This is a genomic window from Sphingomonas sp. TDK1, from assembly GCF_001650735.1.
Taxonomy (GTDB): Bacteria; Pseudomonadota; Alphaproteobacteria; order Sphingomonadales; family Sphingomonadaceae; genus Sphingomonas.
Genome location: NZ_LXVY01000048.1, coordinates 139,096 through 164,414 on the forward strand (window position 1 = coordinate 139,096; position 25,319 = coordinate 164,414).

25 protein-coding genes, 1 tRNA gene and 1 pseudogene are annotated in these 25,319 nt (G+C 67.3%); 10 read left to right on the forward strand and 17 right to left on the reverse strand.

Features of this window, described 5'->3' with window-relative positions; genetic code table 11:
* Positions 1 to 5: 5 nt before the first annotated feature.
* The 8 genes from A7X12_RS23640 to A7X12_RS23675 all read right to left on the reverse strand — a co-directional run bounded on the left by A7X12_RS23640 (position 6) and on the right by A7X12_RS23675 (position 7,466).
* Positions 6 to 1,421 (reverse strand): UDP-N-acetylmuramoyl-L-alanyl-D-glutamate--2,6-diaminopimelate ligase, encoded by a 1,416-nt coding sequence (locus A7X12_RS23640; RefSeq protein ID WP_064313882.1) that lies wholly within the window; start codon positions 1,419 to 1,421, stop codon positions 6 to 8.
* A complete protein-coding gene (locus A7X12_RS23645) occupies positions 1,418 to 3,121 on the reverse strand; it encodes a peptidoglycan D,D-transpeptidase FtsI family protein (RefSeq protein ID WP_064313883.1) in 1,704 nt (567 codons plus the stop codon). The genes A7X12_RS23640 and A7X12_RS23645 overlap by 4 nt, the downstream gene beginning before the upstream one ends.
* Complete coding sequence (locus A7X12_RS23650) at positions 3,118 to 3,813, reverse strand: hypothetical protein (RefSeq protein WP_064313884.1); 696 nt, start codon at positions 3,811 to 3,813, stop codon at positions 3,118 to 3,120. Before A7X12_RS23650 ends, A7X12_RS23645 begins: the two co-directional genes overlap by 4 nt.
* A complete protein-coding gene (gene rsmH / locus A7X12_RS23655) occupies positions 3,813 to 4,760 on the reverse strand; it encodes a 16S rRNA (cytosine(1402)-N(4))-methyltransferase RsmH (protein WP_084446033.1) in 948 nt (315 codons plus the stop codon). The genes A7X12_RS23650 and rsmH overlap by 1 nt, the downstream gene beginning before the upstream one ends.
* The gene (locus A7X12_RS23660; protein WP_064313886.1) at positions 4,757 to 5,239 is read right to left on the reverse strand and encodes a division/cell wall cluster transcriptional repressor MraZ; all 483 of its coding nucleotides are present in this window, start codon (positions 5,237 to 5,239) and stop codon (positions 4,757 to 4,759) included. Before A7X12_RS23660 ends, rsmH begins: the two co-directional genes overlap by 4 nt.
* Before the next feature lie 482 nt (positions 5,240 to 5,721).
* A complete protein-coding gene (locus tag A7X12_RS23665) occupies positions 5,722 to 6,012 on the reverse strand; it encodes a hypothetical protein (protein WP_084446105.1) in 291 nt (96 codons plus the stop codon).
* 85 nt (positions 6,013 to 6,097) lie between these two features.
* Complete coding sequence (locus tag A7X12_RS23670; protein ID WP_064313888.1) at positions 6,098 to 7,090, reverse strand: cysteine synthase A; 993 nt, start codon at positions 7,088 to 7,090, stop codon at positions 6,098 to 6,100.
* Positions 7,091 to 7,136: 46 nt separating this feature from the next.
* Positions 7,137 to 7,466 (reverse strand): DUF962 domain-containing protein, encoded by a 330-nt coding sequence (locus A7X12_RS23675; RefSeq protein WP_064313889.1) that lies wholly within the window; start codon positions 7,464 to 7,466, stop codon positions 7,137 to 7,139.
* Between the two features lie 80 nt (positions 7,467 to 7,546).
* Here A7X12_RS23675 and A7X12_RS23680 point away from each other — a divergent pair, with 80 nt between their 5' ends.
* On the forward strand, positions 7,547 to 8,035 hold the full coding sequence (locus A7X12_RS23680) for a hypothetical protein (RefSeq protein WP_064313890.1): 489 nt from the start codon (positions 7,547 to 7,549) through the stop codon (positions 8,033 to 8,035).
* Between the two features lie 51 nt (positions 8,036 to 8,086).
* Here A7X12_RS23680 and hcp read toward each other — a convergent pair whose 3' ends face one another.
* Entirely contained in the window at positions 8,087 to 9,727 is a 1,641-nt protein-coding gene (hcp, locus tag A7X12_RS23685) for a hydroxylamine reductase (RefSeq protein ID WP_064313891.1), read from the reverse strand.
* Positions 9,728 to 9,859: 132 nt separating this feature from the next.
* Here hcp and A7X12_RS23690 point away from each other — a divergent pair, with 132 nt between their 5' ends.
* Positions 9,860 to 10,306, forward strand: coding sequence for an RrF2 family transcriptional regulator (locus tag A7X12_RS23690; protein ID WP_064313892.1), 447 nt, complete (start codon positions 9,860 to 9,862; stop codon positions 10,304 to 10,306).
* A gap of 25 nt (positions 10,307 to 10,331) precedes the next feature.
* Here A7X12_RS23690 and A7X12_RS23695 read toward each other — a convergent pair whose 3' ends face one another.
* Together A7X12_RS23695 and A7X12_RS26080 are read right to left on the reverse strand one after the other, a co-directional pair.
* On the reverse strand, positions 10,332 to 10,997 hold the full coding sequence (locus A7X12_RS23695) for a DUF6624 domain-containing protein (RefSeq protein ID WP_064313893.1): 666 nt from the start codon (positions 10,995 to 10,997) through the stop codon (positions 10,332 to 10,334).
* Positions 10,994 to 11,560 (reverse strand): PEPxxWA-CTERM sorting domain-containing protein, encoded by a 567-nt coding sequence (locus A7X12_RS26080; protein WP_232318666.1) that lies wholly within the window; start codon positions 11,558 to 11,560, stop codon positions 10,994 to 10,996. Before A7X12_RS26080 ends, A7X12_RS23695 begins: the two co-directional genes overlap by 4 nt.
* Before the next feature lie 336 nt (positions 11,561 to 11,896).
* Here A7X12_RS26080 and A7X12_RS23705 point away from each other — a divergent pair, with 336 nt between their 5' ends.
* Entirely contained in the window at positions 11,897 to 12,430 is a 534-nt protein-coding gene (locus tag A7X12_RS23705; RefSeq protein ID WP_064313895.1) for a DNA-deoxyinosine glycosylase, read from the forward strand.
* A 95-nt stretch (positions 12,431 to 12,525) separates the two neighbouring features.
* The gene (locus A7X12_RS23710; protein ID WP_064313896.1) at positions 12,526 to 13,857 is read left to right on the forward strand and encodes a sensor histidine kinase; all 1,332 of its coding nucleotides are present in this window, start codon (positions 12,526 to 12,528) and stop codon (positions 13,855 to 13,857) included.
* Here A7X12_RS23710 and A7X12_RS23715 read toward each other — a convergent pair.
* A complete protein-coding gene (locus A7X12_RS23715) occupies positions 13,854 to 14,360 on the reverse strand; it encodes a hypothetical protein (protein WP_064313897.1) in 507 nt (168 codons plus the stop codon). The two genes, A7X12_RS23710 and A7X12_RS23715, sit on opposite strands and share 4 nt — an antisense overlap.
* 219 nt (positions 14,361 to 14,579) lie before the next feature.
* Between A7X12_RS23715 and A7X12_RS23720 the strand changes: the two genes are divergently transcribed.
* From A7X12_RS23720 to aat, 3 genes are all read left to right on the forward strand, one after another.
* Complete coding sequence (locus A7X12_RS23720; RefSeq protein ID WP_064313898.1) at positions 14,580 to 14,969, forward strand: hypothetical protein; 390 nt, start codon at positions 14,580 to 14,582, stop codon at positions 14,967 to 14,969.
* Positions 14,970 to 15,048: 79 nt separating this feature from the next.
* Positions 15,049 to 15,786: a ParA family protein gene (locus A7X12_RS23725; protein ID WP_064313899.1), complete on the forward strand. Its 738-nt coding sequence runs from the start codon at positions 15,049 to 15,051 to the stop codon at positions 15,784 to 15,786.
* A complete protein-coding gene (gene aat, locus A7X12_RS23730) occupies positions 15,786 to 16,523 on the forward strand; it encodes a leucyl/phenylalanyl-tRNA--protein transferase (protein ID WP_064313900.1) in 738 nt (245 codons plus the stop codon). The genes A7X12_RS23725 and aat overlap by 1 nt, the downstream gene beginning before the upstream one ends.
* 35 nt (positions 16,524 to 16,558) lie before the next feature.
* Here the strand turns inward: aat and A7X12_RS26840 are convergent.
* The 4 genes and pseudogenes from A7X12_RS26840 to A7X12_RS23750 all read right to left on the reverse strand — a co-directional run.
* Positions 16,559 to 16,984 (reverse strand): annotated as a pseudogene (locus tag A7X12_RS26840) (DUF2155 domain-containing protein); the annotation flags it as partial.
* Positions 16,981 to 17,373: an NADH:ubiquinone oxidoreductase subunit NDUFA12 gene (locus A7X12_RS23740; RefSeq protein ID WP_064313902.1), complete on the reverse strand. Its 393-nt coding sequence runs from the start codon at positions 17,371 to 17,373 to the stop codon at positions 16,981 to 16,983. The gene A7X12_RS23740 and the pseudogene A7X12_RS26840, both read right to left, overlap by 4 nt.
* 51 nt (positions 17,374 to 17,424) lie before the next feature.
* Complete coding sequence (locus A7X12_RS23745) at positions 17,425 to 18,009, reverse strand: cold-shock protein (RefSeq protein ID WP_064313903.1); 585 nt, start codon at positions 18,007 to 18,009, stop codon at positions 17,425 to 17,427.
* A 66-nt stretch (positions 18,010 to 18,075) separates the two neighbouring features.
* A complete protein-coding gene (locus tag A7X12_RS23750) occupies positions 18,076 to 18,618 on the reverse strand; it encodes a regulatory protein RecX (protein ID WP_084446039.1) in 543 nt (180 codons plus the stop codon).
* Positions 18,619 to 18,758: 140 nt separating this feature from the next.
* Here A7X12_RS23750 and A7X12_RS23755 point away from each other — a divergent pair, with 140 nt between their 5' ends.
* The 3 genes from A7X12_RS23755 to A7X12_RS23765 all read left to right on the forward strand — a co-directional run bounded on the left by A7X12_RS23755 (position 18,759) and on the right by A7X12_RS23765 (position 23,271).
* Positions 18,759 to 20,525, forward strand: coding sequence for a fatty acyl-AMP ligase (locus A7X12_RS23755; protein ID WP_064313905.1), 1,767 nt, complete (start codon positions 18,759 to 18,761; stop codon positions 20,523 to 20,525).
* Between the two features lie 226 nt (positions 20,526 to 20,751).
* Positions 20,752 to 23,031: a putative bifunctional diguanylate cyclase/phosphodiesterase gene (locus tag A7X12_RS23760; protein ID WP_084446042.1), complete on the forward strand. Its 2,280-nt coding sequence runs from the start codon at positions 20,752 to 20,754 to the stop codon at positions 23,029 to 23,031.
* 163 nt (positions 23,032 to 23,194) lie between these two features.
* Positions 23,195 to 23,271 (forward strand) — tRNA-Trp (locus tag A7X12_RS23765).
* A 36-nt stretch (positions 23,272 to 23,307) separates the two neighbouring features.
* Here A7X12_RS23765 and A7X12_RS23770 read toward each other — a convergent pair.
* A complete protein-coding gene (locus tag A7X12_RS23770; protein ID WP_064313907.1) occupies positions 23,308 to 25,245 on the reverse strand; it encodes a glycoside hydrolase family 127 protein in 1,938 nt (645 codons plus the stop codon).
* Positions 25,246 to 25,319: the final 74 nt, after the last annotated feature.

Here is a 25,319-nt window from a genome sequence, read left to right on the forward strand (position 1 = left end):
CGCGCTCACGCCGCGCACTCCCGCGCAACGGCGACGTCGTCGAACGGCAGCACCATCTCGCCGACGATCTGCCCCTGCTCATGCCCCTTGCCGGCGACCAGCACGATGTCGTGCGGTTCGGCCATCGCGATCGCCGCGGCAATCGCCGCGCGGCGGTCGCCGATTTCCATCGCGTCCGGGGCGCCCGTGAGGATCGCACGGCGGATCTCGGCCGGATCCTCGGTGCGCGGATTGTCATCCGTGACGATCGCTACGTCGGCCCCCGAAGCCGCCACCTGCCCCATCAGCTGGCGCTTGCCGGGATCGCGGTCGCCGCCAGCACCGAGCACCAGGATCAGCCGACCATCGGTATGCGGCTTCAGCGCCGCGATCGCCGCCTCCAACGCATCGGGCGTGTGCGCATAATCGACATAGACCGGTGCGCCATTGGCAGCGATCACCGCCCGCTCCAGCCGCCCGTGCACCGGCTGCAGCCGCGCGCAGTTGGCGAGGGTCGCGCCGACATCGCCGCCGGTTGCGATCACCAGGCCCGCCGCGGTCAGCGCGTTTGCTGCCTGATAGGCGCCGATCAGCGGCAGCCGCACGATATGCAGCTTGTCCTCCGCTTCGATCTCCAGCGTCTGGCCGAGCAGCGAGGGCGTGCGCGAGGCCAGCCGCAGCGTCTTGCCATGCTCGCCCACCGTGATCAGCCGGTTGCCCCGCATCCGCGCGAGGTCCTCGACCCGCGGCGCATGCGGATCGTCCGCCCACACCACGGCGGTGCCGTCCTCCGCCAGCACCTCGGCGAAGAGGCGCATCTTGGCGGTGAAATAGGTGGCCATGTCGCCATGGTAATCGAGGTGATCGCGGCTGAGATTGGTGAAGGCCGCCGCGCGCACCGGCAGCCCCTCGGTGCGGTATTGCGAAAGCCCGTGCGACGAGGCCTCGAACGCGACGTGCGTCACGCCCTCGCGCGCCAGCCCGGCGACGTTGGACAGAAAGGTCACGACATCCGGCGTGGTCAGCCCGGTGGAGACGCGCTCGTCCGCCGTCGTAACCCCCAGCGTGCCGATCGAGGCGGCATGGAAACCGGCCATCCGCCAAAGCTGGCGGGTCATCTCGACAGTGGAGGTCTTGCCGTTGGTGCCGGTCACTGCCGCAGTGACGGCCGGGAACGGCGCGAAGAACTGCGACGCCAGACTTGCGAAGCGCTGGCGCGGGTTGGCGTCGGCGATGTGCACCGCACCTGTCACCTTCGCCTCCGGCCGGGCCACCACGGCGATGGCGCCGGCCTGCACGGCGGCCTCGATGAAGTCCTCGCCGTTCACCCGCGCGCCTTCGAACGCACCGAAGATCGTCCCCGGCGCGACCTTGCGGTGATCGATCGCGAATCCGGTTACGACCGCGCCTTCCGCGCCGCCGATCAATGGTCCCAGTTTCATTCGGCTGTCGCTTTCGGCTCCGGGGAACGATCGACCAGCGGCAGCAGCTCGCTCTCGTCGATGTCCTTGGCATTGTCGGGCGCGATGCCCAGAATGGCGCCGGTGCGCGAAATCACGCGCGAGACGACCGGCGCGACGGTCCAGGCCGCGGTGGTGCGCGGCGTATTGGCATTGGCCTTGGGCGAGTCGAGCATGGCGACCACCACATAGCGCGGTGCGTCGACGGGGAAAGCCGCCGCGAAGGTGGAGACGTTGCGGTGGTGGTCGTAGCCGCCCTCGCTCGCCGCCTCGGCGGTGCCGGTCTTGCCTGCGACGCGGTAGCCCGGCGACTCACCCTTGCGGCCGGTGCCCTTCAGCACGATCAGCCGCAGCAGCTGTCGCATCCGGTAGCTGGTCGATTCCTGGAGCACGCGGCGGCCCTGCGCGGGATGCTCGGCATCTACCTTCATCAGCGTAGCGGGATGCCAGACGCCGCCATTGACCATGGCGGCATAGGCGGCGGCGAGATGGAGCGGGGTCACCGCGATGCCATGGCCATAGGCGGTGGTCATCACCGTGATGCGCCCCCAATTCGCCGGCCAGAGCGGGCGCACGGCGCCGATCTCGATGCTCGGCCGCTGATCGAAACCGAGGCGGTGGAACATCGCCTGCATCTTCTCCGCCCCCAGTTCGTCGGCGATCCGGGCAGTGGCGATGTTGGATGAATAGATCAGCGTCTCCGGGATATTGAGCCAGCGAAACTGCTCGTCGCCGCGATCGTCATGGATGGTGAAGCGCCCGACCTTCATCGGCGCGGTCGCATCGAAGCGGCGCGACATCGAGGTGATCGTGCCGGAATCGATCGCCGCCGCCACCGCAATCGGCTTGAAGGTCGAACCCAGCTCGTACACGCTCTGGGTCACGTTGTTGCGCGGCGGCGGCCCGTTCAGCTGGTTGGGATTGAAGCTCGGCAGCGAGGTCATCGCGACGACCTCGCCGGTGTGCACGTCCAGCACCACGCCGGCGGCGCCGCGCGCCTGCAGGTCCACCATGGCGCGGCCAAGCTCGCTCTCCAGCGCCGCCTGCACGCGCGCGTCGAGCGACAGCGTCACCGGCTTTCCCCGCAGCGCGGGGTCGGTCAGGCGCTTCTCGAGCACCTTCTCCATGCCAGTGACGCCGTGGCCCTTGTCGTCGAGATAGCCGAGCACGTGCGCCGCCATGTCCGACTGCGGATACAGCCGGTCGTTCTCGCGCTGGAATTCGATCGCCGGCTCGCCCAGCGCATTCACCTGGTTGACCAGCTCCGGCAGTGCCCGACGCTTCAGGAAGGCGAAGCCGCCGCCGCTCTTCAGCAGCGCATAATATTGCGGCTCGCTGCGCTCCGGCATCAGCTGCGCCAGCTTCTGGGCCAGCGCGACCTTGTCGCCGATCACCTGGTTGGGGTGGATGGCGATCGTCCACGCATCGATGCTGCGGGCAAGCGGCGTGCCGTTGCGATCGACGATGTCGCCCCGCGCCGGTACCAGGGCGTTGGACAGGTCGCGCGAGGTCGCCGGCCCCGCCGACAATGCCAGGAAGGCGAGCTTCACCAGGATCGCCAGCACCCCCGCGCCGAACAGGATCGAGAGGATCATCAGGCGCAGCTGCGCCACCGCGACGAGCGCCTCGCGCCCACCGCCCGATCCCCGCGCACGCGCCGGAGGGGCGACGACGACGATCATCGCTGCGCCGTTTGCTCGCGCTTCGCCACCCGCCGCAGGTCGCTGATCGTCGCGGCGCTCAGCAACGGCCGATCCGGCTGCGCCAGCCGCGCCTTGTCGATCTTCTGGATCAGGCGACCGAGATCCTGCGCCGGCTTGGTATCCGACTGCGCCACGCGCACGACGGTGGAGGCTGCCGGCTTGGCGGTCGGCGCCTTGACGACCGGCACCTTCGCGGGGGCGAGAGCGGCCATCGCCACCGGCTTGGCCGGGACAGGCTTGGTCGACACCGCCGCCGCGGTTGCTACCGGTTGCGCCGCCGGTGCCACCGCCGCCGTCTCCACTGGCCGCTGGCCGGTCGGTATCACGAGCGCGGCGGTCTGCACCTTGGCGTCACCGCCCGGAGACGGCACGGCCGTGGCCGGCTGGTCGAGCGCGGCCAGGCCGCTCGCGCTGGCGAGGTATTGCTGCGGCTGCGGCGCATTCATCGCCAGCACGTCGCCGTTCCAGCGCTCGATCTGGGCCATGTTGGCGCGGGTGTCGAATTCGGTCTCCAGGCCACGAATGTCCTTGTGCGCCTGGACGATGGCGGAGTCCATCGCGCGCAGCTTCGCCCGTTCCGCCGCGCCGTGCGACGTCACCATGTAGCAGGTCGGCGCAACGATGACGCCGCACAGGAACCAGCCAAGCCCCCTGAAGCCATGCACTGCCATCACACCTTATCCTCACCCGACCACGGCGCCGCCTCGGTCCGCCGCGCCGCGCGCAGCGTTGCCGATCGGGCGCGTGGGTTACGCACCAACTCCGCCTCGCCAGGGCGCACGGCCTTGGCGGGCGTTTCAAAACTCGGTTCCGCCCGCGGCCCCACCGCCGGGCGATGCCGCGACCCCGCCGGCGTGCTGCCGCTGCGTTCGCGGAAGAAACGCTTGACCAGCCGGTCCTCCAGGCTGTGGAAACTCACCACCACCAGCCGCCCGCCGGGCTTCAGCACGCGCTCGGCGGCCGTCAGCACATCGGTCAGCTCGTCCAGCTCGCGGTTGATGTGGATGCGCACCGCCTGGAAGGTCCGCGTCGCCGGATCCTTCTTGTCGTGCGGCCGGTAGCCGAGCGCGCGACGCACCACGGCCGCGAGTTCGGACGTGCGGGTCAGCGGCCGCGCTTCCACGATGAACTTGGCCACGCGGCGCGCGCGCGGCTCCTCGCCATAGTGAAACAGCACATCGGCGATCTCGCCTTCGTCGGCGCTGTTGAGCCAGTCGGCCGCGCTCATCCCTTCCCCCGCCATGCGCATGTCGAGCGGCCCGTCCTGCTGGAACGAGAAGCCGCGCTCGGCCTGGTCGAGCTGCATCGAAGAGACCCCGATATCGAGCACCACGCCATCCACCGGGGCCAGGCCGAGCGCCTCCAGCTCTTCCGCCAGGCAGCTGAACGGCGCATGGATCAGGGTGAGCTTGCCCTCGCTCTCCGCGACCAGAGCCGCGCCGTTCGCGATCGCAGTCGGATCGCGGTCGAACGCTGCCACCGCCGCGCCGGCACCGAGCATGGCACGCGTGTAGCCGCCGGCGCCGAACGTGCCGTCGACATGGCGTTCGCCGGGCACGATGGCGAGGGCTGCAAGCACCTCGTCGAGCAGCACCGGAATGTGTGGGACGTCGGTCACATCGCCCCCTTTTGCTGCATCAGGAACGCGCAGATTTCCTTGAGTTCGGGGTCGGCCTTTTCGTCGGCGAGCAGCACGTCGGGCGCCCAGATGTCGAACGTGTCGCCGCTGCCGACGAAGAATGCCCATTTCTGGATCTTGGCCTTGGCGCGGAAGAAGGGCGGCAGCACGAACCGGCCGCTGTCGTCATACGGCGCCTTTTCGACCATGCCGAAGGCGCGCCGCTTGGGCGCGGCGCTGGGCTGTTCGCCCCGGTCGAGCGCCTGCTGGTCGAGCTTGTCGATGCGATCATACTTTTTCTGCGACCAGCCGGTATCGTGCGCGGAGAGGCACGAATCCTCCGCATGCACGCCGACGACGATCTGGCGGACGTCCGAATTGCGCTCGGCGGCAGCGCGCAGGTCTGCGGGTATGGCGACGCGACCTTTCTGGTCGACCGCCTGGAGCGCAAATCCTTCGAAGAGCTCCCTGTCTGCCACGCCAAACCCCAAGCCGGGCACGACTCTCCCGCCGCCGGAATCACGCGGATCGTGCCCCAGCTGGAGATGTTCGGGAGAAAAGGGTTCGTGCCCCCCTTTAGTGTGCCCTTTTAATCACAATATAGGACGGGAAACAACGGGAGAGTTGGGGATAGCAGGGGAATTTGACCCACCGAGCGCCACAGCTGGCCGCTTTTCGCATATTGATCCCCATTCGTTCACCTTTCTCCCCTGCCGGGCGCGGGCGCGTGGTGGGAAAATGCTTAATTTCCAGGAGATCGATGCGCGCGGGTCAGCCGGGCTGGCGACCACCACTTTTCTGCGGTGAAGCGCTCAACCTTCTGGGATATGGGCAGTTTTCAATTTTGGATGGATTTCGGCACGCGGCGCCGCCCATGGGATCCCCAAAAGTGGGGCCGTTTCCCCGGCTATCCCGGGAGCGCCTCGAAAGTGGCGGCGAATCCCCCCACGCCCCCGTCGAGTCAGTGGCCGGCAGCTTCCTGGCGGTGAGTCTGTTCCCGCGCCTGGGCTGCGCCGGTGGGATCCGCGGGATCCGTGCTCGGCGCGACGCCGAGTTCGGCAAGCGGCTCGTCATGGGTGCGATCGGCGGCCGCGTTGTCGACACCGGTCAGATTGGCCACCACCGCGGCGTTGGAGGCACCCGCCGCGCTCACCGGCGCCTCGCGGTTCACCGAGGAGAAGACCGCGAAGGCGAGCACCATCAGCAGCACGACGGCCGCGAGTCCGGTCATGCCGACGCGGATGCGTTGCATGGCCTGGGCGTGATCCTGAGGCGAACCGAGTTTCATGACTGTGGCATAAATGTAACGCGCAAGTGCACGCTTGTCGAGCCAAGCCTCAGCGTGCCGCCAAATCCACAGGTTCGGACAGACCTTTCGCCTCCAGCCAGGCCGGATTGTACAGCGTGGAAAGGTAGCGGAAGCCGGTATCGCACAAGATCGTCGCCACCCGCTTGCCCGGCCCCAACGCCTTGGCGAGCCGCACCGCGCCGGCGACGTTAATGCCGGAGGACAGGCCCAGACACAGCCCCTCCTCCTTCAGCAACCGGCGCACCCACACCATGCCTTCGTCGTCGGAGATGCGGAACTGCGTGTCGATCGGCGCGCCTTCGAGATTGCCGGTGATCCGCCCCTGGCCGATTCCTTCGGCCACCGACGAACCTTCCGCCCGCAGCTCGCCACAGGCATAATATTCGTAGAGTGCCGCGCCATGCGGGTCGCTGAGCGCGATGGTGACGTTCTCGTCCTTCGCCTTCAGCCCCATCCCCACGCCGGCCAGGGTGCCGCCGGTGCCTGCCGCGCAGGTGAAGCCGTCGATCCGCCCGTCCATCTGGGTCCAGATCTCCTCGGCGGTCCCGCAGATATGGGCCTTGCGGTTGGCGATGTTGTCGAACTGGTTCGCCCAGATCGCGTTCGGAGTCTCCTCGGCGATGCGGCGGCTGGTGTGGACGAAATGGCCGGGATTCGAATAGGGCGCCGCCGGCACCAGCACCAGTTCGGCACCGAGTGCGCGCAACGTGTCCATCTTCTCGCGCGATTGGGTCTCGGGCATCACGATGATCGTGCGATACCCCTTGGCGTTCGCCACCAGCGCGAGGCCGATGCCGGTATTGCCGGCCGTGCCCTCGACGATCGTGCCGCCCGGCGCGAGCAGGCCCCGCTCCTCGGCATCGTTGACGATGTACAGCGCCGCGCGATCCTTCACCGATGCACCGGGATTGGCGAATTCGCACTTGGCGAAGATGTCGCAGCCGGTTTCGTCGCTGGGGCCCTTCAGCCGGACGAGCGGGGTGTTACCGATGAGCGCGAGCGTGTTCTGGGAAACGTGCATGCCGCGTAGATAGGAGCCCGCCCCCGGCCCACGCAAGCAACGCAATCTATCGGGCGACGCCCGCCTGCTTCAGATGCGGCCCAAGCCGCCCGCCGATCCACAGGAAGAACATCCGGTAATCGGAAAACAGCGACCAAAGCGGATAGGTGAAGGTCGCCGGGCGGTTGCGCTCCACCCCGAAATGCGCACCCCAGGCAAAGCCGTAGCCGGCAAGCGGAATGGCGATCAACCACCAGGCATTCAGCAGCAGTCCCGCTGCCAGCGCGGCAAAGGTCAGGGCGGTGCCGATATAATGCAGCCTGCGCGTCGCGGGCTTGGCGTGCTCGCGTAGATAATGGGGCCAAAAGTCCCGATAGCGCGTGATCGTGCGGGCCATGGACGAATGCTACGCCCTTTTCGCGCGATGGAGAATATCCACCGGTCCTCCCCGGCGGAATTTCTGCTACCTGCTGGCAGATGACTCGCCTGCCCGTCCTCGCCGTGCCGCTCCTGCTCCTCGCCGCCGCCGCTCCGGCGCCGCCCCGCGGCATCTACACCCCCGCCCCCGGCAGCGCCGAGCGCCGGGCGATCGTCGCGACGCTGCATGGTGCTGACGATCGCCCGGCGGCGCGCTTCACCTTCCGCAGCGTTCGCCTGTTTCACAAGGGCCCGCGCGCGATCGCCTATGTGCGGGGCACGGGCGCGGTGGGCGACTTCCAGGCGCTGCTCGAACGGACGGGCAAAACGCCCTGGCGCAAGGTTTGGAGCGTGAGCGACGGGGGCAGCAACAGCTGCGAGGCCGGCGCGCGCCATTATGGCTGGGCCGTCCGCCGGATCCGGAGCTATGGCCTCGCGCCGGATTCGCTCCTGCCCGGCATCACCCGACAAGCCCGCGACCTCGCTCACAGGGCGGCGACCGAACCCGATCTGCAATGCGTCGGCGATCTCGACGGCGGCCCGGCATGAACAATGCCCGCCCGGTGCGCCCGAGGAACGGCGTACCGGGCGGGCGCGCCCTCATGCCGCCTGCAGCATCTGCTCCAGGTCGGCGCGGGCATCGCCGGTCGGGCGGATGTCGAACGCGTCGATCAGGATGCCGAGCAGTTCGGGGGTGAGGAACTGCGGCAGCGTCGGCCCCAGATGGATCCGCCGCAGCCCCAGATGCAGCATGGTCAGCAGCACCGCGGTCGCCTTCTGCTCGAACCAGCTGATCGCATAATGGAGCGGCAGGTCGTTGACGCCGACGTTCAGCGCCTCGGCAACGGCGGTGGCGATACGGATCGCCGAATAGGCATCGTTGCACTGGCCGATGTCCAGCACGCGCGGCACGCCGTTGACCGTACCGAGTTCCTCGCGATTGAAGCGGAACTTGCCGCAGCCGAGCGTCAGCACCAGGCTGTCCTGCGGGGTCGCGATGGCAAGGTCGTGGAAATAGTTGCGGCCCGGTCGCGCACCGTCGCAGCCGCCGATCAGGAACAGGTTCTTCACCTCGCCCCTTTCGATCATGCCGAGCAGCGTGTCCGCCACGCCCATCACCGTATTGCGGGCGAAGCCGATGGTGATGGCCTGTTCCGGCGCATCCCCGGCGAAGCCGGGCTGGGCCAGCGCGCAGGCGATGGCCGGCGCGAAATCCTGGCCGGTCAGGTGCGGCAACCCGCTCCAGCCCACCGGCCCCGCCGTGAAGATCCGGCCCGCATAGCCCTTCAGGTTCGGGTTGATCAGGCAGTTGGAGGTCATCACGATGGCCCCGGGAAAGGCGTCGAAGTCCTTTTGCTGGTCCTGCCAGGCGCCGCCATAATTGCCCGCGAGGTGCGCATATTTCTTCAGGCCAGGATAGGCATTGGCGGGCAACAGCTCGCCATGGGTGTAAACCCGCACGCCGGTGCCCTCGCTCTGCTGGAGGATCGCCTCCAGATCGCCCATGTCATGGCCGGAGACGAGCAGGCACTTGCCCGCACGGGGCGTCATCCGCACCACGGTCGGCTCGGGGTGGCCGAAGCGGCCGGTGTTGGCCGCATCGAGCAGCTCCATCACCTTCAGGTTGAGCGCGCCGATCGCCAGCGCATTGCCCAGCAACGCCTCCATGTCGGTCGGGTCGGTGGCGAGGAAGGCGGCAATGCGGTGAAACTCGGCGCTGATCGCGCAATCCTCGAAGCCGAGCACGCGGGCGTGCTCGCCATAGGCCGCGGTGCCCTTCAGCCCATAGAGGATCAGGTTGCGAAGGCCGACGATGCTGGGCCCGTCGCGATCCATGAAGCGCTGGATCGCCGCGAGGGGCGCGGCCGCCGCCAGGTCCGACGGGGTCGTGCCCGGATTCCAGCCGGCGGGCTCGGGCAGCGACGAGAGATCGGCCTCCACCGCCTCCGCGAGCAGCCGTGCCCGTTCCCGCATCGAAAGCGCGCGGGCAATCAGCGGCATGAAGCGCGTTTCGTCGAAATTGACGTTGGTCAGCGTGGTGAACCAGGCATGGGGCGTGAAGGCGTCCACCGCCTCGTCCCGCGCGCCCTTCGCCGCCGCGCGATCGGCATAGACCGAAACACCCTGCATCACGCGCAACAACACGTCCTGAAGATCGGCGACCTGCCCCGTCTTGCCGCAAGACCCTATCTTCGCAGCACAGCCGCCCTTGTTCGATTGTTCGCACTGGACGCAGTACATCGCCGGTCTCCAAGTAAAGCTGAATTATGGATTCCGGTTATGAAGGCCATGCAGCGGCTACCTTGACGCATGTCAAATCTAGGTAATTTCCCCAGTGCATCTGCATGCTTGGAAAGGTAAGACCGCCCAAGCATGCAACTGACCCGCCATTCCGACTATGCGTTGCGCCTGCTCATTCACCTGGGCAGCACGGGAGACGGGCGCGTTTCCATCGCCTCGGTGGCGGAGGAGCAGGACATCTCCGCCACGCACCTGATGAAGATCGCCAACAATCTCGCCCATGCCGGCTTCATCGAGGCGGTGCGCGGGCGCGGCGGCGGCATCCGCCTGGCGCGCGACCCGGCGGAGATCAATCTGGGCGCCGTGCTCGACGTGACCGAACCGCGCTGCCCGATGGTCGATTGCACCGGCTGTCGGCTGGCACGCGGCTGTAACCTCCCCGGCGTGCTGGACGAGGCGCGCCGCGCCTTCATGGACGTGATCCGTCGCTACACCCTGGCCGACGTGCTGCGCGGCCGGGGCGGACTGCTCTGGGCCGGCCGCGCCGTGCCTGCCACACCCGCCACCACCGCGCACTAGGCGCCGGCAGCGGCCCCCGAACGTCTTACCCGTCGCACGGCCTGCCCACTTCCAGATCGCCCTTGGTCTCCTCCAAGGTCTGCGCCCATCCGATCGAATCGCGCGCTTGATTGACGGCCCTCTCGTCTTGCAGCGGGAACAACGCCCTGCGCCCGTCCACACATCTGGTCTGACTGCCATAGCGCTGCGGAAGGCCTTTATGGACCCGCACCCGGTCGAACGTTAACGCATAATCCTTGGCATCCACATCGCCCGACTTCACGAGCAGTGCCATTTTCTCGAGGGCGTATTCTCGAAAGCTGTCGTCGGGAGAGTGCTGCGCGATCAACCATGCGCCGTGCGTGACTTGCCGCCCGTGCACGCGGTTTGAGAACCACCCGGTCTTGGGAAGCAGGCGCCTCAATGCCGTTGTGGTTCTCGCATCGATCCGGCGAAGATCCTGGCCGATCAACTCGCCGACGGCACGCCGTTGTGCGCCGTCGAGCGACGGATCGTCCACCATCCAGAGGTTCTGCCGGGTCACCTCATCCAGCCGGACCAGATAAAGCATCTGTTCTCGCAGGGGCGCTGTGGGAGCCGGCGCTCCGCGCTCGGCCTCGTCCAACGCGCTACACCACCGGGCGAGGACAGGCGCGATTTTTGCGTCGGGGGAGCTGCACGCGGCGGCCAGCAGCATCAGTGGACCGATCATGATACCGCTTTGACATCGATCGCGGCGGCAGGCGCGGTCCGCCTTGCGCGACGGCGGCGCAGTGCGCCGCCAGCGAGGCTGAGACCGCCGACCATCATGCCCCAAGCGGACGGTTCCGGCACGCCAGCCGGCGTGAGGACGAAATCGGGACGCTCGATCCCTGTGCCATAAGACGCGACGAAACCGGCCATGACGAATTGCGGTATGTGGAAATAGACGAGAAAATCGTTCGTGTTGTCGTCGATTTCCCCGAGCCCGCCCGCAGCACCGCCGATCATCAACGCGTCTTGTCGAAAGCTGTAGCCCCAGAGCACATTCGACATATCATACGCATAGCCCTGATATGACCCACTGAAATCCAGAACTTCATACGCGCAGTTGCCAATATCCTGACAAATGCCGAATGCCACCTTTATCGAACCGGAAAAGTCGCCGATGTAAGGGGCATCCGGGTCATGCACGTACCCTACAAAATTATATCTTGCGATCGTGGGGGTCGCGGAAGCCTGAAGCGCCATCAAGGAAGCTGATACCGCTACAGCAAGACCGATGATTTTCTTCATGCCCCCCCCAGCTGCCGGGTATCGATTGCCACCGGGCTAGAGGATCACATCCTCACCGTTCGAACAATACATCACCCGCAAAAACCAGCATCGCGACAGCCGACACCATCTCACGCCCACCCGGATCCGACAGGAATCAAGAGGATCCACACCACGGCCATGTGCAAGAAACACCTGTTCGCGCACAGGTTTCTGATCCCTCGCATTCGGGAATGACTGCCTTCGCGAGGCCGATCCGTGAACGTCGACCAGTGGCAGCCTTCGGGACTATCGCCATCGCGCAAACGGAGCCCGCACCCTTCCCCCGACCACCCCTTTTGCCTATCGCCATCCCGCATGGCCGATCGCAAGTTCAGCTTCCCGCCCATTGTCGCGCCCGACACGCGGCTGCTCGTGCTCGGCTCGCTGCCCGGGGAGCGTTCGCTGGCGGCCGCGCGCTATTACGCGCATCCGCAGAACCAGTTCTGGCAGCTGCTTTCGCCCGCCGCGGGCCGCGATCTTGCCGCCCTCGACTATCCGGAGCGCCTGGAGGCGCTGCGCGCCGCCGCCATCGGCCTTTGGGACGTGGTCGCCAGCGCCACCAGGCCCGGCAGCACGGATGCCGCCTTGCGCGACGTCGAGCCGCACGACATCGTCGCCCTCGCGGACTCGCTGCCGGCGCTGCGCGCGATCGCTTTCAATGGCGCCACCGCCTATCGCCACGGCCTGCGTCAGCTCGGCGCGGCGGCCGCGCGCTACACCGTGGTTGCACTGCCGTCCTCCAGCCCGCTGCACACCATCGGCTTCGCCGCCAAGGCACCGGCCTGGGCTGCGCTCGCCGCCTTCTCCCGCCCCGAACAGCTGCAAACGCTTAGCAATAGCGCACCATGACGCGAACCATTCGCAACACGCATGTTAAGAGTTAGTAGCAATACGGAATGGCCCGGAGACGCGCGTAAGCCTAGCGCTGGCAACGCGAATTTGTCATGGTCAATAGCCGAAGCGCCCTTTTCCGCCCCAGCGACCAGGCCCCCGGCGCGGCAACCGAAGACGCACCCTCCTATCGCTTTCTCGAGCTGCTGTCCGCCAGCGCAACCGATCTGCTGCAGTCCGAGGATCTCGCTCCGACGCTGGATCGCATCTTCGATCTCATCCGCAGCGAAGTGGAGCTCGACGTGCTGTTCCACTACGCTTTCGACACCCAGGCCCAGGGGCTCAACTTGCACGCCTGGGCAGGCCTGACCGAAAACCAGGCGACAGACTGGGAGCGCGTACCGCTCGGGGTGGCCCTTTGCGGCAGCGTCGCAGCGACATTGGAACCGATCGTCGCGGACAACATCCAGCAGTCCGAAGAACCCCGTCTCGCCTATGCGCGCGCCATGGGCCTAGATGCCTGCATCTGCATGCCGCTGCTTCACAAGGGCGTGCTGCTCGGGACCTTGGCCTTCGGCAGGCGGCGGCCGGGCGGCTTCACCGACGCGGAACTCCAGTTCCTCCAGACGCTGGCGAGCTATGTGACGCTGGCCAAGCACCGCATCGGGGTCGACCGGGAACTGCGCGCCCGGCTGCAGGAACGCGATCGCATGCTGGCCGAGCGCGTCACGATCGAGCGGCAGATGATCGAGCTCACTCGCGCCAGCGCGCTCGGCTCGATCGCCGCCACCGTCGCGCACGAGCTCAACCAACCCTTGTCGGCCGCGGTGAACTACCTTGCCGCGATCCGCTTGTCCCCGTCCAGTGACGACCGGATCCGCGATCTCGGCAGCGCCGCCGAGCAGCAGTTGCAGCGCGCCGGGGAGATCATCCGCCGCATCCGTCGCATGGTCCGCCACGACGACCTGGTACTGGAAACGCGCGCCATCACCACCGCGATCGAGGAGGCCATCCACCTCGTCCGCGCCGCCGCACCGCGCCTGTTGCCGCCGCTGACGATCGAGGTCGGCGCCGAGGCGCAGCAGGCCCGTTTCGATAATGTCCAGATCGTCCAGGTGCTCGCCAACCTACTCCGCAACGCCGGCGAGGCATGCCACCTTCACGGCGACGCCCGCATCCATGTCACCGCCGAGCGACATTCGCCGGACGAAGTCACCATCCGGGTAATTGATACCGGCCCCGGTGTGCCGGCCGAGCAGCGCGGCATCTTGTTCCAGCCGGGCCTGGGCGACGGCCGGTGCTCCACCGGCAGCGGGCTGGGCCTCGGCCTCGCCATCTCCCTTCATCTGGTGGAGGCGCATGGCGGGCGGATCTGGGCAGAAGAAACACAAGGCGGCGGCGCGACCTTCGCCTTCACCCTTCCCGCCGCGCGTGCTGCCGACTAGTCGCTGCTGTTATTCCCCGCGTCGTAAGGCACGGCAAGCGCTTCGTTGTACATCTCGCGATGCACCTGCTCGACGGTCATCGCGAAGGCGCAGCCCTGCAATAGCCGCGTGCCGATCTTGACCTCGGCGGCCAGCGCCGATCCTTCCGCGCAGCGCGCGGGCTTCAGCGTGATCGTCACCGCCGCGCCGTCCGGCGTCTGGGTGGGATACACGGCAGCGTTGCCCTGCATCCGCGGCGAAACGGGATAGAAGGGAACGTCCTTCGCACCCTCCTGCTGGAACAGGATACGGCCCGGGGCGAGATCGAGCGCCCAGTCCCGGCCCTCGACGGGGCGCAATTGCAGCGGTGCCGACAGGTCCACATCGCCGAGCATCGGGCCGCGCTGCACCGCCGCGTTGGCGGGATCGTCGGCCGCATTCTCGGTCGACGCGCCGCCGCAGCCGGCAAGCAGCACCAGCGGTGCCAGGGCCAGGCCCGGTTTCCAGCAGATGCTCGGCTTCATGCGCATTCTCCTCGGCCTTTCTCCCTGCGCAGTCGCGGCCGCGTGGTCAAGCACGGTAAACGGCCCCTTTCGCGTGCCCCCTGCATCCTCCACGACTGTGCGAGATGTCTGAAAGAGCGCACCATTGCGTCTGTTTCATTGCGCCGCACCATTTCGTGTGACTCTGTCTCCCCTTTTCACTTGACGATGATTACCACCTAAGGAAAAGCACCGTACGCTATGAAAAACCCCTCCCCGATCGCACTCTCCGCCGTGGCGCTGCTTTCGCTCGCCGCTTGCAACAACAAGCCCGAAGTGGTCGACAGCCGCGCGCCGGACCCCATGGCTTCGCAGCTTGCGAACGCCGCGCCGGTGGAAACGCCGCCGACCATCGAAAGCTCGGTGAGCTTCCGCTGCCAGCCGGGCAACACCCTGCTGTTCGTGGACTTCTTCAAGGAAGGCAAGATGGCCTCGCTGCGCGAGAAGAAGGACTCGATGAAGTCGGTCCTGCTGCGCGCGCCGGAAGCCGGCAAGCCCTTCACCGCGGATGGCGGCTACAAGATCGAAGGCAACGCCAAGGCGGCCAAGATCACCCTGGCCGACGGCTCCGTCCATACCTGCAAGGCCTGAGCCTGCAGCCTCTCCCAAACACGAAGCCCGGCGGCTATTTCCGCCGGGCTTTTTTCATGCCAGCAAGGGCGCGGAGGTGATGCGCGTGGCAACGATCGCAGTGTACAGCCTGAAGGGCGGCGTGGGCAAAACCACGCTGACGATCAATCTGGCCTGGGCGTCCGCCGTCCGCTCCGCCCGCCGCACCCTGCTCTGGGATCTGGATCCCCAGGCCGCGTCCACCTTCCTGCTCGGCGGCGATAGCGGGCGTCATCAGGCCCAGTCCATCTTCTCCAAGGATGTCGCCGCCGCCAAGCTCATCCAGGCCACCGCGATCGATCGGCTGGCGCTGCTGCCCGCGGATGCCTCGCTCCGCCAGCTCGATCACCTGTTCCACGCGCTGGACAAGAAGAAGCGGCTGAGCAAGCTGCTGGACGACCTTGCCGAGGATTTCGACCGCATCCTGCTCGATTGCCCGCCGGGGCTCACCGAGACGAGCGAGCAGGTGATGCGCGCCGCCGACCTGATCGTCGTGCCGGTCGTGCCGTCGCCGCTCTCGCAGCGCGCCTTTCAGGAAGTGGCGACGCATCTTGCCCAGCGCGGCGCCAAGGTGCCGCTGATGCCGGTCCACGCCATGGTCGACCGCCGCCGAAAGCTGCATGTCGAGGCGCTCGAGCGCCAGCCGGACTGGCCGGTAATTCCGATGGCGAGCATCATCGAATCCGTGGCGGTCCAACGCGCGCCGGTGGGCGCCTTCGCGCCGCGCAGCGCGGGCGCGCGCGCCTTCAACGATTTGTGGCAGGCGATCGAACGGACGCTCGCCGAACGGCTTACGTGATGGTGTCTCACCGCCGAACGCCGCCCAAGGAGCTGGATCCCGCCCTGGTGCTGCGCGCCTATGCCATGGGGGTATTCCCCATGGCCGATTCCCGCGACGCCGGTTCGGTCTACTGGGTCGAGCCAAAGCTGCGCGGCGTGCTGCCGCTCGACGGCTTCCATCTCTCCCGCTCGCTGCGCAAGGTGGTGCTCTCCGATCGCTTCGAGGTCACCGTGAACCGCGATTTCCCGGCCATGATCCGGCTCTGCGCCGAATCCGCGCAGGATCGCCCGGACACCTGGATCAACGGCCCGATCGAACGCGCCTTTATCGAGCTGCACCATCGCGGCTATGCCCATTCGATCGAAGTCTGGGACGGCGGGCGGCTGGCCGGCGGCCTGTATGGCCTGGCACTGGGCCGCGCGTTCTTCGGCGAATCGATGGTCACCCGCGTCCGCGATGCGTCGAAAGTCGCGCTGGCCCACCTCGTCGCACGGCTACAGGCAGGCGGCTTTCGCCTGCTCGACTGCCAGTTCATCACCGATCATCTCGCCTCGCTCGGCGCGATCGAGATCCCCCGGGACGATTATGTGGCGTTGCTCGGCGCCGCGCTCGGCGATTCGACCGGCGCGGTGGCGTTGCCGCCCTCGGCATCGGGCGACCTCTTCGCGCTCGATGCGCCGGGGGAGGATGCCGGGACCGTGTCCGGCCCGCTTTCGCGGAAGGTCATCGCGCAGCTCTTGGGCCACACATCATAGATCGGGTGCTGCACCACGTTGAGCGCCGGCTGCTCCTTGTAGAGCCAGCCGGAGAAGACGCGGTGCCAGCGCTGGTCCTCGCGGCGCACGTCCATCTGCACGAAAGCACCGGTCAGGTGATCCTGCTCCCAGGGTGCGGTACGTTCGCACGCCCGCAGGCGCACGGTCACCTGCCCGTCGATCCTGGCGGCCTGGCCCGGCTTCAGCGTGATCTCGCGCTCGACGCCGTTACGCTTGTTCAGCACGCCCAGCACTGCGACACGATCGCGCATCGGCGTCGCCGCCGCATCCACGGTGGCGGCATCGGGCCCCACGGAAACGGTGTCGACGCCCTGATTGTCGCCGGCGCCGGTAATCACCAGCTCGTCGCCGGCATTGTCGCCGCCGGCAGCACCGTTGCCGCTTCCGCTACCCGAACAACCGGCCAGCGCGAGCGCGAGCAGCGCCGCCGCAGCCTTCATGCGTCGGGGGTCCAGGCCTCGTAATCGCCGGTGGCCTTGGCGCGATGCGCACCCTTTTCGAGCGCGCCCGGCGGACGATAGGCCAGCTCGGTGCCGGTGTGATTCGGCTCGGCGGGCTTCTCCCAGGCGCGGACCGGCGGCAGCGACTCATCGGGCGTACCGTCGATCTGGTGCGACAGCCAGCTGAACCATTCCGGCGGAATGCGGCTGGCGTCGTTGGATCCCTTGTAGATCACCCAGCGGCGCGGAATGCCGTTGGGATCGACGCCACCCTCGAAATAGAGGTTACCGAGCGAATCCTCGCCGACGCGCTTCTTGCCGCGCAGTCCCATGCGAGTGCCGAACGTGGCGCCGTTCCACCAGGTGAAGATCGGAAAAGGAAGTCCCATGGCTCTGCCCGATACCGCCAAGCGCAGCGCTCGGCAACTCCCCTCAGCGGATCAGAGCGGTCTTTCGACCGCGACCGCGAGCGGGCCCTTTTCCCCGTCGACGATGCGGGCGCGCAGCGCCTGGCCAGGCTCCACTTCCTCCACGCCGGCGCGGCGCAGCGTCTCCATATGGACGAAGATGTCAGCGGTGTCGCTCGTCCGGACGAGGAAGCCATAGCCTTTCAGCCGATTGAACCACTTCACCGAAACCGGCTCGAACGGCCCCGCCTCACCGATCAGCTTCAGCCGCTCCACCCGCTCGGTCGGGCGCTTCACCGGCTCGACGGCGGTGCTCAGGTCGATCGAAAGAACCGTCTTGGCCTGCAGCCCCCGCTGCCGCTCGACGGCCACGCATTCGATCCGCGCCCCTTCCGGAACGCTGCGTCGGCCATGGTCCTGCAAGACCGAGAAATGGACAAGAATATCCCCGACGCTCGCGTCGTCGGCGACCATGAACCCAAAGCCTCGCGTTACGTCAAACCACTTTATGACGCCGCGATAGATCCGTTCGTCCACACCGGATCCCCCATCAGCCAGAAGTTCGTCGCCGGCGAGACCCGGATAGTGTTCAGACGCCAGCTGTTGCTCAGCACGCATTATCGTTATCCCCCAAGCCAGCAACATTAACACAGCATTACCGATGAGGGGAATCGCTTTATGCGATCAGGAATGTCCCGCTTCGGGCGATCCATCCGGCTCCTCTCCCGGCGCCATGCGCAATATCTTATGCGCAATCTCAGGGGCGTGCCCCGCCCGTAAAAATGCAGCGACTTGCTTTTTGTGAAGATCGCGGTCCGCAGGGGTCGCGGAGAAAGGTCCGAATCGGCGGCGACGTGCAAAAACAAGGGCACTGGCCCAGGCATCTGCTGCGATTGCCTCCTCCAGTTCAGCGGTATCGGCGGCATCGATGCCGTCGTGACGCAGCGTCATCGCCACGCGCCGTGCCCCCAGCCCGCGCCGCCCCATCGCCCGCACCCGCGCCTCCGCAAAGCTGCGATCGTCGACATAGCCGCGCTCGGCCATGCGCTCGGCCACGGCCTCCGGGTCCGGCGCGCCTTCCCCGGCCCAGCCGCGCTCGCGCAGTTTGCGCGTGAGATAGGCGGCCAGCCGCGCGCGCGTGGTGGCGAAACGCTCGACATAGCGAAGTGCCAGACGATCCAGATCGGCGGCGACGAGCGGTGGCTTGGATTGGGACGGATGAGGCATGCGCCTTGATTGTGCCACACTGCCAACCGATTTTGAACGATACTGCGTAGCAGAGCCACTGCGGAATTCTGCCCTCTGCGGAAATCTGCGTTGTGGGGGCACAACGACCTGCTACCTCACAGGGGCACGAGAAAAAGAATATGGTATTGGACGAAACGGGATCGCTCGAAACGGTGGATATGGCAGCGCTGACGCCCACGCCCACGGAAGACACGCTCCCGCGCCGTTTCGCTGACTTCGAAACACTGGGTGCCGCGCTCGATTACGCGGCCCAGGGTGCGCGCGGTTTCAACTTTCACGATGCGCGGGGCAAGCTGGTGCGGCCCTATCGCTTCGCCGAACTGCGTGCGGACGCGGTGGAACAGGCGCGCCGCCTGATCGCCGCCGGCATCCAGCCGCAGGATCGCATCGCGCTGATTGCGGAAACCGGGCCGGAATTCGCCTCGCTGTTCTTCGGCGTGATCTATGCGGGCGCCTGGCCGGTGCCGCTGCCGCTGCCGACCAGCTTCGGCGGTGCGCAATCCTATATCGACCAGCTGCGCGTCCAGCTCGAAAGCTGCGCCCCGACGCTGCTGATCTACCCGCCCGAGATCGGTGCGATGTGCGCCGAAGCCGCGCGGTTGACGAAGGTCGACGCGACCGACTGGCAGGCCTTTGCCGAACGGGCCGCCCCCGAGGTCGCCCTGCCCCAGGCCGAGCCGGACGATATTGCCTATCTGCAATATTCGAGCGGCTCGACCCGCTTCCCGCACGGCGTCGCGATCACGCACCACGCGCTGCTCAACAATCTCGCGGCGCACAGCCACGGGATGGAGCTGGTCGATGCGGATCGCTGCATCTCCTGGCTGCCCTGGTACCATGACATGGGCCTGGTCGGCTGCTTCCTGTCGCCGGTCGCGAACCAGGTCTCGACCGATTACATGAAGACCGAGGATTTCGCCCGGCGCCCGCTCGCTTGGCTGGACCTCATCAGCCGCAATCCCGGCACGAGCATCTCCTATTCGCCCACCTTCGGCTACGACATCTGCGCCCGCCGCATGTCCAGCCAGACCAAGGCGAGCGAGCGGTTCGACCTCGCCCGCTGGCGCATCGCCGGCAACGGCGCCGACATGATCCGCCCGGACGTGATGCAGCGCTTCGTCGACGCGTTCGCCGATGCCGGCTTCCACGCCACCGCCTTCATGCCGAGCTATGGCCTGGCCGAGGCGACGCTGGCGGTGTCGATCATGCCGCCGGGGGAAGGCATCGTCGTGGAGCTGGTCGAGGAGACGCAGCTCTCCGGCGGCGTCGCCCGTGCCGATCGCCCGCAACGCTACCGCGCCGTCGTCAATTGCGGCAAGCCGGTGCGCGACATGGAGATCGAGGTCCGCGAGGAAGACGGCACGCCGCTGCCCGAAAAGGCGATCGGCAAGGTCTGGTGCAAGGGCCCGTCGGTGATGGTCGGCTATTTCCGCGACGAGGCGGCGACCGAGGCATGCATGTCGGACGGGTGGCTGGATACCGGCGACATGGGCTATATGTCGGACGGCTATATCTACATCGTCGGCCGCGCCAAGGACATGATCATCGTCAACGGCAAGAACCACTGGCCGCAGGACATCGAATGGGCGGTGGAGCAGCTGCCGGGCTTCAAGCAGGGCGACATCGCCGCCTTCGCGATCACCACCCCCGGTGGCGAAGAGACGCCGGCCGTGCTGGTCCAGTGCCGTACCTCGGACGAGCAGGAGCGGCTGCGCCTGCGCGACGAGATCCGCGAGCGCGTTCGCTCGGTCACCGGCATGAACTGCGTGGTCGAGCTCGTGCCGCCGCGTACGCTGCCCCGCACCAGCTCGGGCAAGCTGAGCCGCGCCAAGGCGCGCAATCTCTATCTGAACGGCGAGATCAAGCCCTACGCGGTCGCCGCTTGACATGCACGTCCGGCCGGGCGCCTTGCCCGGCCGGCAGCCCGCCTTCCGGGCGGGCGCTGCTACCCACCATAAATGGACGTAATCACCTCCATTTTCGCAGCACCCTAACCTCTCGCTAACCTGGACTCGCTACAGCAGCGGCGTGAGCAGCTCCTCTCCGTCTTCTCCGAAGGCCGCGCGCATCGATGCGCGTGCGCTGCTCGGACTCACCGATCCTTCCGACGCGATGGATTGGCCGCGCCTTCGTGCCGCGCAGCTCCATGTCGCGCGCCGCTCGGCAGTGCTCTTCTTCGCAGCGCAGATCTTCGGCTCCGCGCTTGCCGTGCTGGCGCTCGCGCCCATGGCGCCGCACGACAAACTGCTTTGCTGGATGCTCCTTACGCTCGGCACCTCCGGCTGGGTGACGATGCGCCGGCTCGGCTGGCGCGACGAGGATGCCCTGACCGCCACCCTGGCCGATGTGCGCCGCGGCGGGGTCGAGGGAATAGCGATGGGGCTGGTCTGGGCCATCCTGCCGCTGGCGTTCGGCATGCTCGTCACGGCGCGTGCCGGCATCGATCTCTGGGCAGCGACGACCCTGGTGATGATCACCTCGGCCCTGACGAGCGGCCTGCTGCCGCTGGCCAGCCTGGCGTTCATCGCCATCTTCGGCAGCATCTGCGTCGCCACGCTGTTGTTCGTCGGCGCGCCGTTGCTCGCCGGCACCGCGAGCTTCATGGTGCTGCTGATGGCGACGGCGAGCTATGGCCGCGCGCACGCGCACGCGCTGCTGCGCGCCAACCAGATCGCGCTGGACGAGCGCGACCAGACCGTCAGCCTGTTGTTGCGCGAGTTCGAGGATGCCGGTTCGGACTGGCTGTGGGAGGTCGACGCGCAGCGCCGAGTCGTCCGCGCCAGCCCGCGCCTCGCCGCGTCGCTCGGCCTGGAGCCGAGCACGCTCGGCGGCATGCCGCTGCTGCAACTGCTGGCAGGCCCCGCCTGGCAGACCGGCCAGTTCCCGTCCGAATTGCACGACCTTGCCGACAAGCTGAAGAGCCGCGAGCCCTTTGCCGATCTCGCGATTCCGATGGACATCGAAGGCGATCGCCGCTGGTGGCAGATGTCGGCCAGCCCGAAATATGACGAGCGCGGCGCCTTTGCCGGCTTCCGCGGCGTCAGCTCCGATGTCACCGATCAGCGACGCGCTACCGAGCAAATCTATCGGATGGCCCGGTTCGATGCGCTCACCGGACTGCCCAACCGCCTGCACATCAACGAGGCACTGGCAACCGCGCTATCGGAAGCCGACAAATGGGGCGCGCGCTGCGCCTTCATGATGATCGACCTCGATCGCTTCAAGGCCGTGAACGACACGCTCGGCCACCCGGTCGGCGATCGCCTGCTCCAGCGCGTCGCGCGGCGGCTGCGGGGACTGGTCAGCGACAACGAGATGATCGGGCGGCTGGGCGGCGACGAATTCGCCGTGGTGGTGCGCGATGCCCGCGACACCGCCCGCGTCGAGGCGCTCGCCCAGTCGATTATCGATACCGTTTCGCGTCCCTACGAGCTGGACCAGCACACCCTCTATATCGGCGCATCGGTCGGCCTCGCCCTCGCCCCGCGCGACGGCCGCACCGCCGAGACGCTGGTCCGCTCGGCCGATCTCGCGCTCTATCGCTCCAAGGACAAGGGCGGCGGGGTCTTCCATGCCTATGAGCCGCAGCTGCACGTCGCCGCCGAAGAGCGCCGGGTGCTGGAAATCGCGCTGCGCGGCGCAGTCGAACAGGGGCAGATGCAGCTCGCCTACCAGCCGGTGGTCAATGCCCGCACCGGCGGCCTGCTCGGCTTCGAGGCGCTGCTGCGCTGGACGCATCCCGAGCTCGGCGTCATCCCGCCCGCCAAGTTCATCCCGCTCGCCGAGGAAGCGCGGCTGATCGGCGGAATCGGCGAATGGGTGCTGCGCACCGCCTGCCACGAGGCCGCCCGCTGGGACGAGCCGGCGCGCATCGCGATCAACGTCAGCGCCGAACAACTGCACAACCCCGCCTTCGCGACGCTTGTTGCCCAGACGCTCGCCGCTTCCGGCCTCGCGCCGGACCGGCTCGAGCTGGAAGTCACCGAAAGCGTGTTCCTGCGCGAAGGCACGGCCGCGACCTCGGTGCTCGAGCAGCTCCTCGATCTCGGCGTCCGCCTCAGCCTCGATGATTTCGGCACCGGCTATTCCTCCCTCGGCTATCTCACCCACACCCGGTTCAGCTCGATCAAGATCGATCGCAGCTTCATCCAGTCCGCGGCGCGCGGCACGCGCGAGGCGATCGCCGTGATCCGCGCGGTGGTCGCGCTGGCCGAAAGCCTTGGCATGGCGACCACGGCCGAGGGGGTGGAAACCGAGCAGGAGCATGCGATGGTGCAGTCGCTCGGTTGCAGCCGCGTGCAGGGCTTCTACTTCGGACGGCCACTACCGGTCGAGGAAGCGCGTGCCATCGTCTCGCACAACGCACCTGAAACAACCCGCGCGCGCGCATAGAAAACGGCGCGCCTGTGCCGCGGCTCCAGCGCCGCAGCTTCGCAGGAAAAGGCATCGCGGGGAGCGACAGCGGCGACGCTTCGCTTTCGCGCGCAATTTGGCACCCCGCCGCATCTTCGCTCTTGCCCGAAGCAGAATCGGCCGATAAAGGGGCGGACCGCACAGGGGTGTAGCTCAGCTGGTTAGAGCGTCGGTCTCCAAAACCGAAGGCCCTCGGTTCGAATCCGAGCTCCCCTGCCACTTCTTCCCATCATCGTTCGATTCGCCCGCCCGCCGTCAGGCCTGCGCGGGCGCCAGCTTCCAATAGGTCGCGTAGCGCTCGTGCGCGATGCGGTGATAGGGCACCAGCCGCACCGTTCCGCCCGTCGCCGAGGCCAGGGTGAACTCCAGCGGCTTCGCCCCCGGCCGGATCGTCGCCGCCAGCTTGGCAGGATCGCCCGCCAGTACCGGCACCTGCACGGGCATGTCGTTGTAGCGCCCATATTCCCGCTCGTTGACGACGATGTCCGCACCCGGCGCCAGTCCCTCGCGCCCCAGCGCGCCCGCCAGCACCAGCGGCCCATAGGTGAAGGCGACCACGTCCGGCGCAGCAGGGGCGCTCTCGAAGCCGGGTTCCATCACCAGCTGCAGTTCCACCGCATCGCCGTCGCGCCAGCTGCGCGTGACCGCGACCCGGCTGCCCGGCGCAACCGACCGTGCCGCCACCTTGCCGTTGACCCGCACGATCGCAGTGCGGCTCCAGCGCGGATGGCGCAGGCTCAGCGTCAGCTCGGCGGGCTTCTCCAGCTTCCAGCGCAGCGTCGTCGTCGGCACTTCCGGGAAGCGGGTTTCCTGGACCAGCGTTGCCCCCTTGTCCCGCCAGCGCACCGTGGAGGGGAGGAAGAGGTTCACATAGAGCGTGTCCTGTTCATGGAAGTAGATCGAATCCCGATACTTCACATGATTTTCCATGCCCGTGCCGGTGCAGCACCAGAAGCTGTGCTCGGGCGTGTGGTACAGCTTCATGTACCCGGGGCGGGCGCCCTGAAAATAGGTCGCCATCCCGCTGTCCGGATCCTGCGAGGCAAGGATGCCGTTGAACAGCGTGCGCTCGTAATAATCGGCGTATTCGGGGCGCGGCTCGTGCAGGAACAGGCTGCGCGTCAGCTTCAGCATATTGTGCTGGCAGCAGGTCTCCGACCCCTTGGCGGAGAATACGTGCTTCTCGAAATCGGCCATGGCGAAGAAATGCTCGCCATCGCCGTGGCCGCCGGTGGCGAAGGAGCGCGTTTCCGCCACCGTCTTCCAGAAAAACGCGGCCGCGTCACGATAGGCGGCGTCGCCGGTCGCCTCATAGACACGCTGGAAGCCGACCACCTTGGGCACCTGCGTATTGGCATGGAGCCCATCGAGATGGTCCCGCCCCTTGGCCAGCGGCGTCAGCAACGCCTTGTGCGAGAAGCGCTCGGAAAGCGTGCGGTATTCGGGCTTGCCGGTGAGGAAATAGAGGTCGGCATAGACCTCGTTCATGCCGCCATGTTCGGTTTCCAGCATCGCCTCGAACGCGGCGTCGGACAGCGGCTTGGTCGCCACCACGCCCCAGTCGGCAAGCCGCAGCAGCACGTCGCGCGCCTGGCTGCTGTCCGCCAGCGTCCAGCCGTCGCGCAGGCCGGCATAGACCTTGTGCAGCGTGTACCAGGGCACGCCGGTGATCTTCTCGCCGCGGAGATGCGCGGCGACGACGGATGCCCCTTCCGGGAAGGCGGTGACCAGCCCGCTCTTCGCCGCATCCTGGCAGGCAGCCAGCTCGCTCGCGATATAGTCGACGCGCGCACGATATTGGACGTCCCCGGTCGAGCGCCAGGCAAGTGCGCAGGCCGAAAGGTAATGGCCCAGCGTATGCCCCTGGCAATGGATGTCCGCCCAGAGCGGATCGGACTCCCACCCGCCATAGATCGGCGCCTTGGGACTGAGCCCGGCATTGACGCGGAACTGGTGGAGCAGACGATCGGGCTCCAGTCGGAGCAGATAGGCCTCGGTCGCGCGCTGTGCGTGGAGGAACGGCCCCTCTCCCAGCGTGACGTCCGCCATGTCGAAGGGCTGCAGCTTCAGCGGCGCCGCCAGTGCAGGCGCTGCCTGCGCCGCAGCCGGCACCGGCACGCCCACCCCGCCGATCGCCACCGCACCGCCGGCCGTGCCGGCAAGAAACGCCCGGCGTGAAGTTCTGATCGTCATAGGGCGCAACCCTCTCCGTTCGCTCGATTTACTCCGGGTTATCAGACCGCCCCGGCTGCGCCAAGCCGGATCAT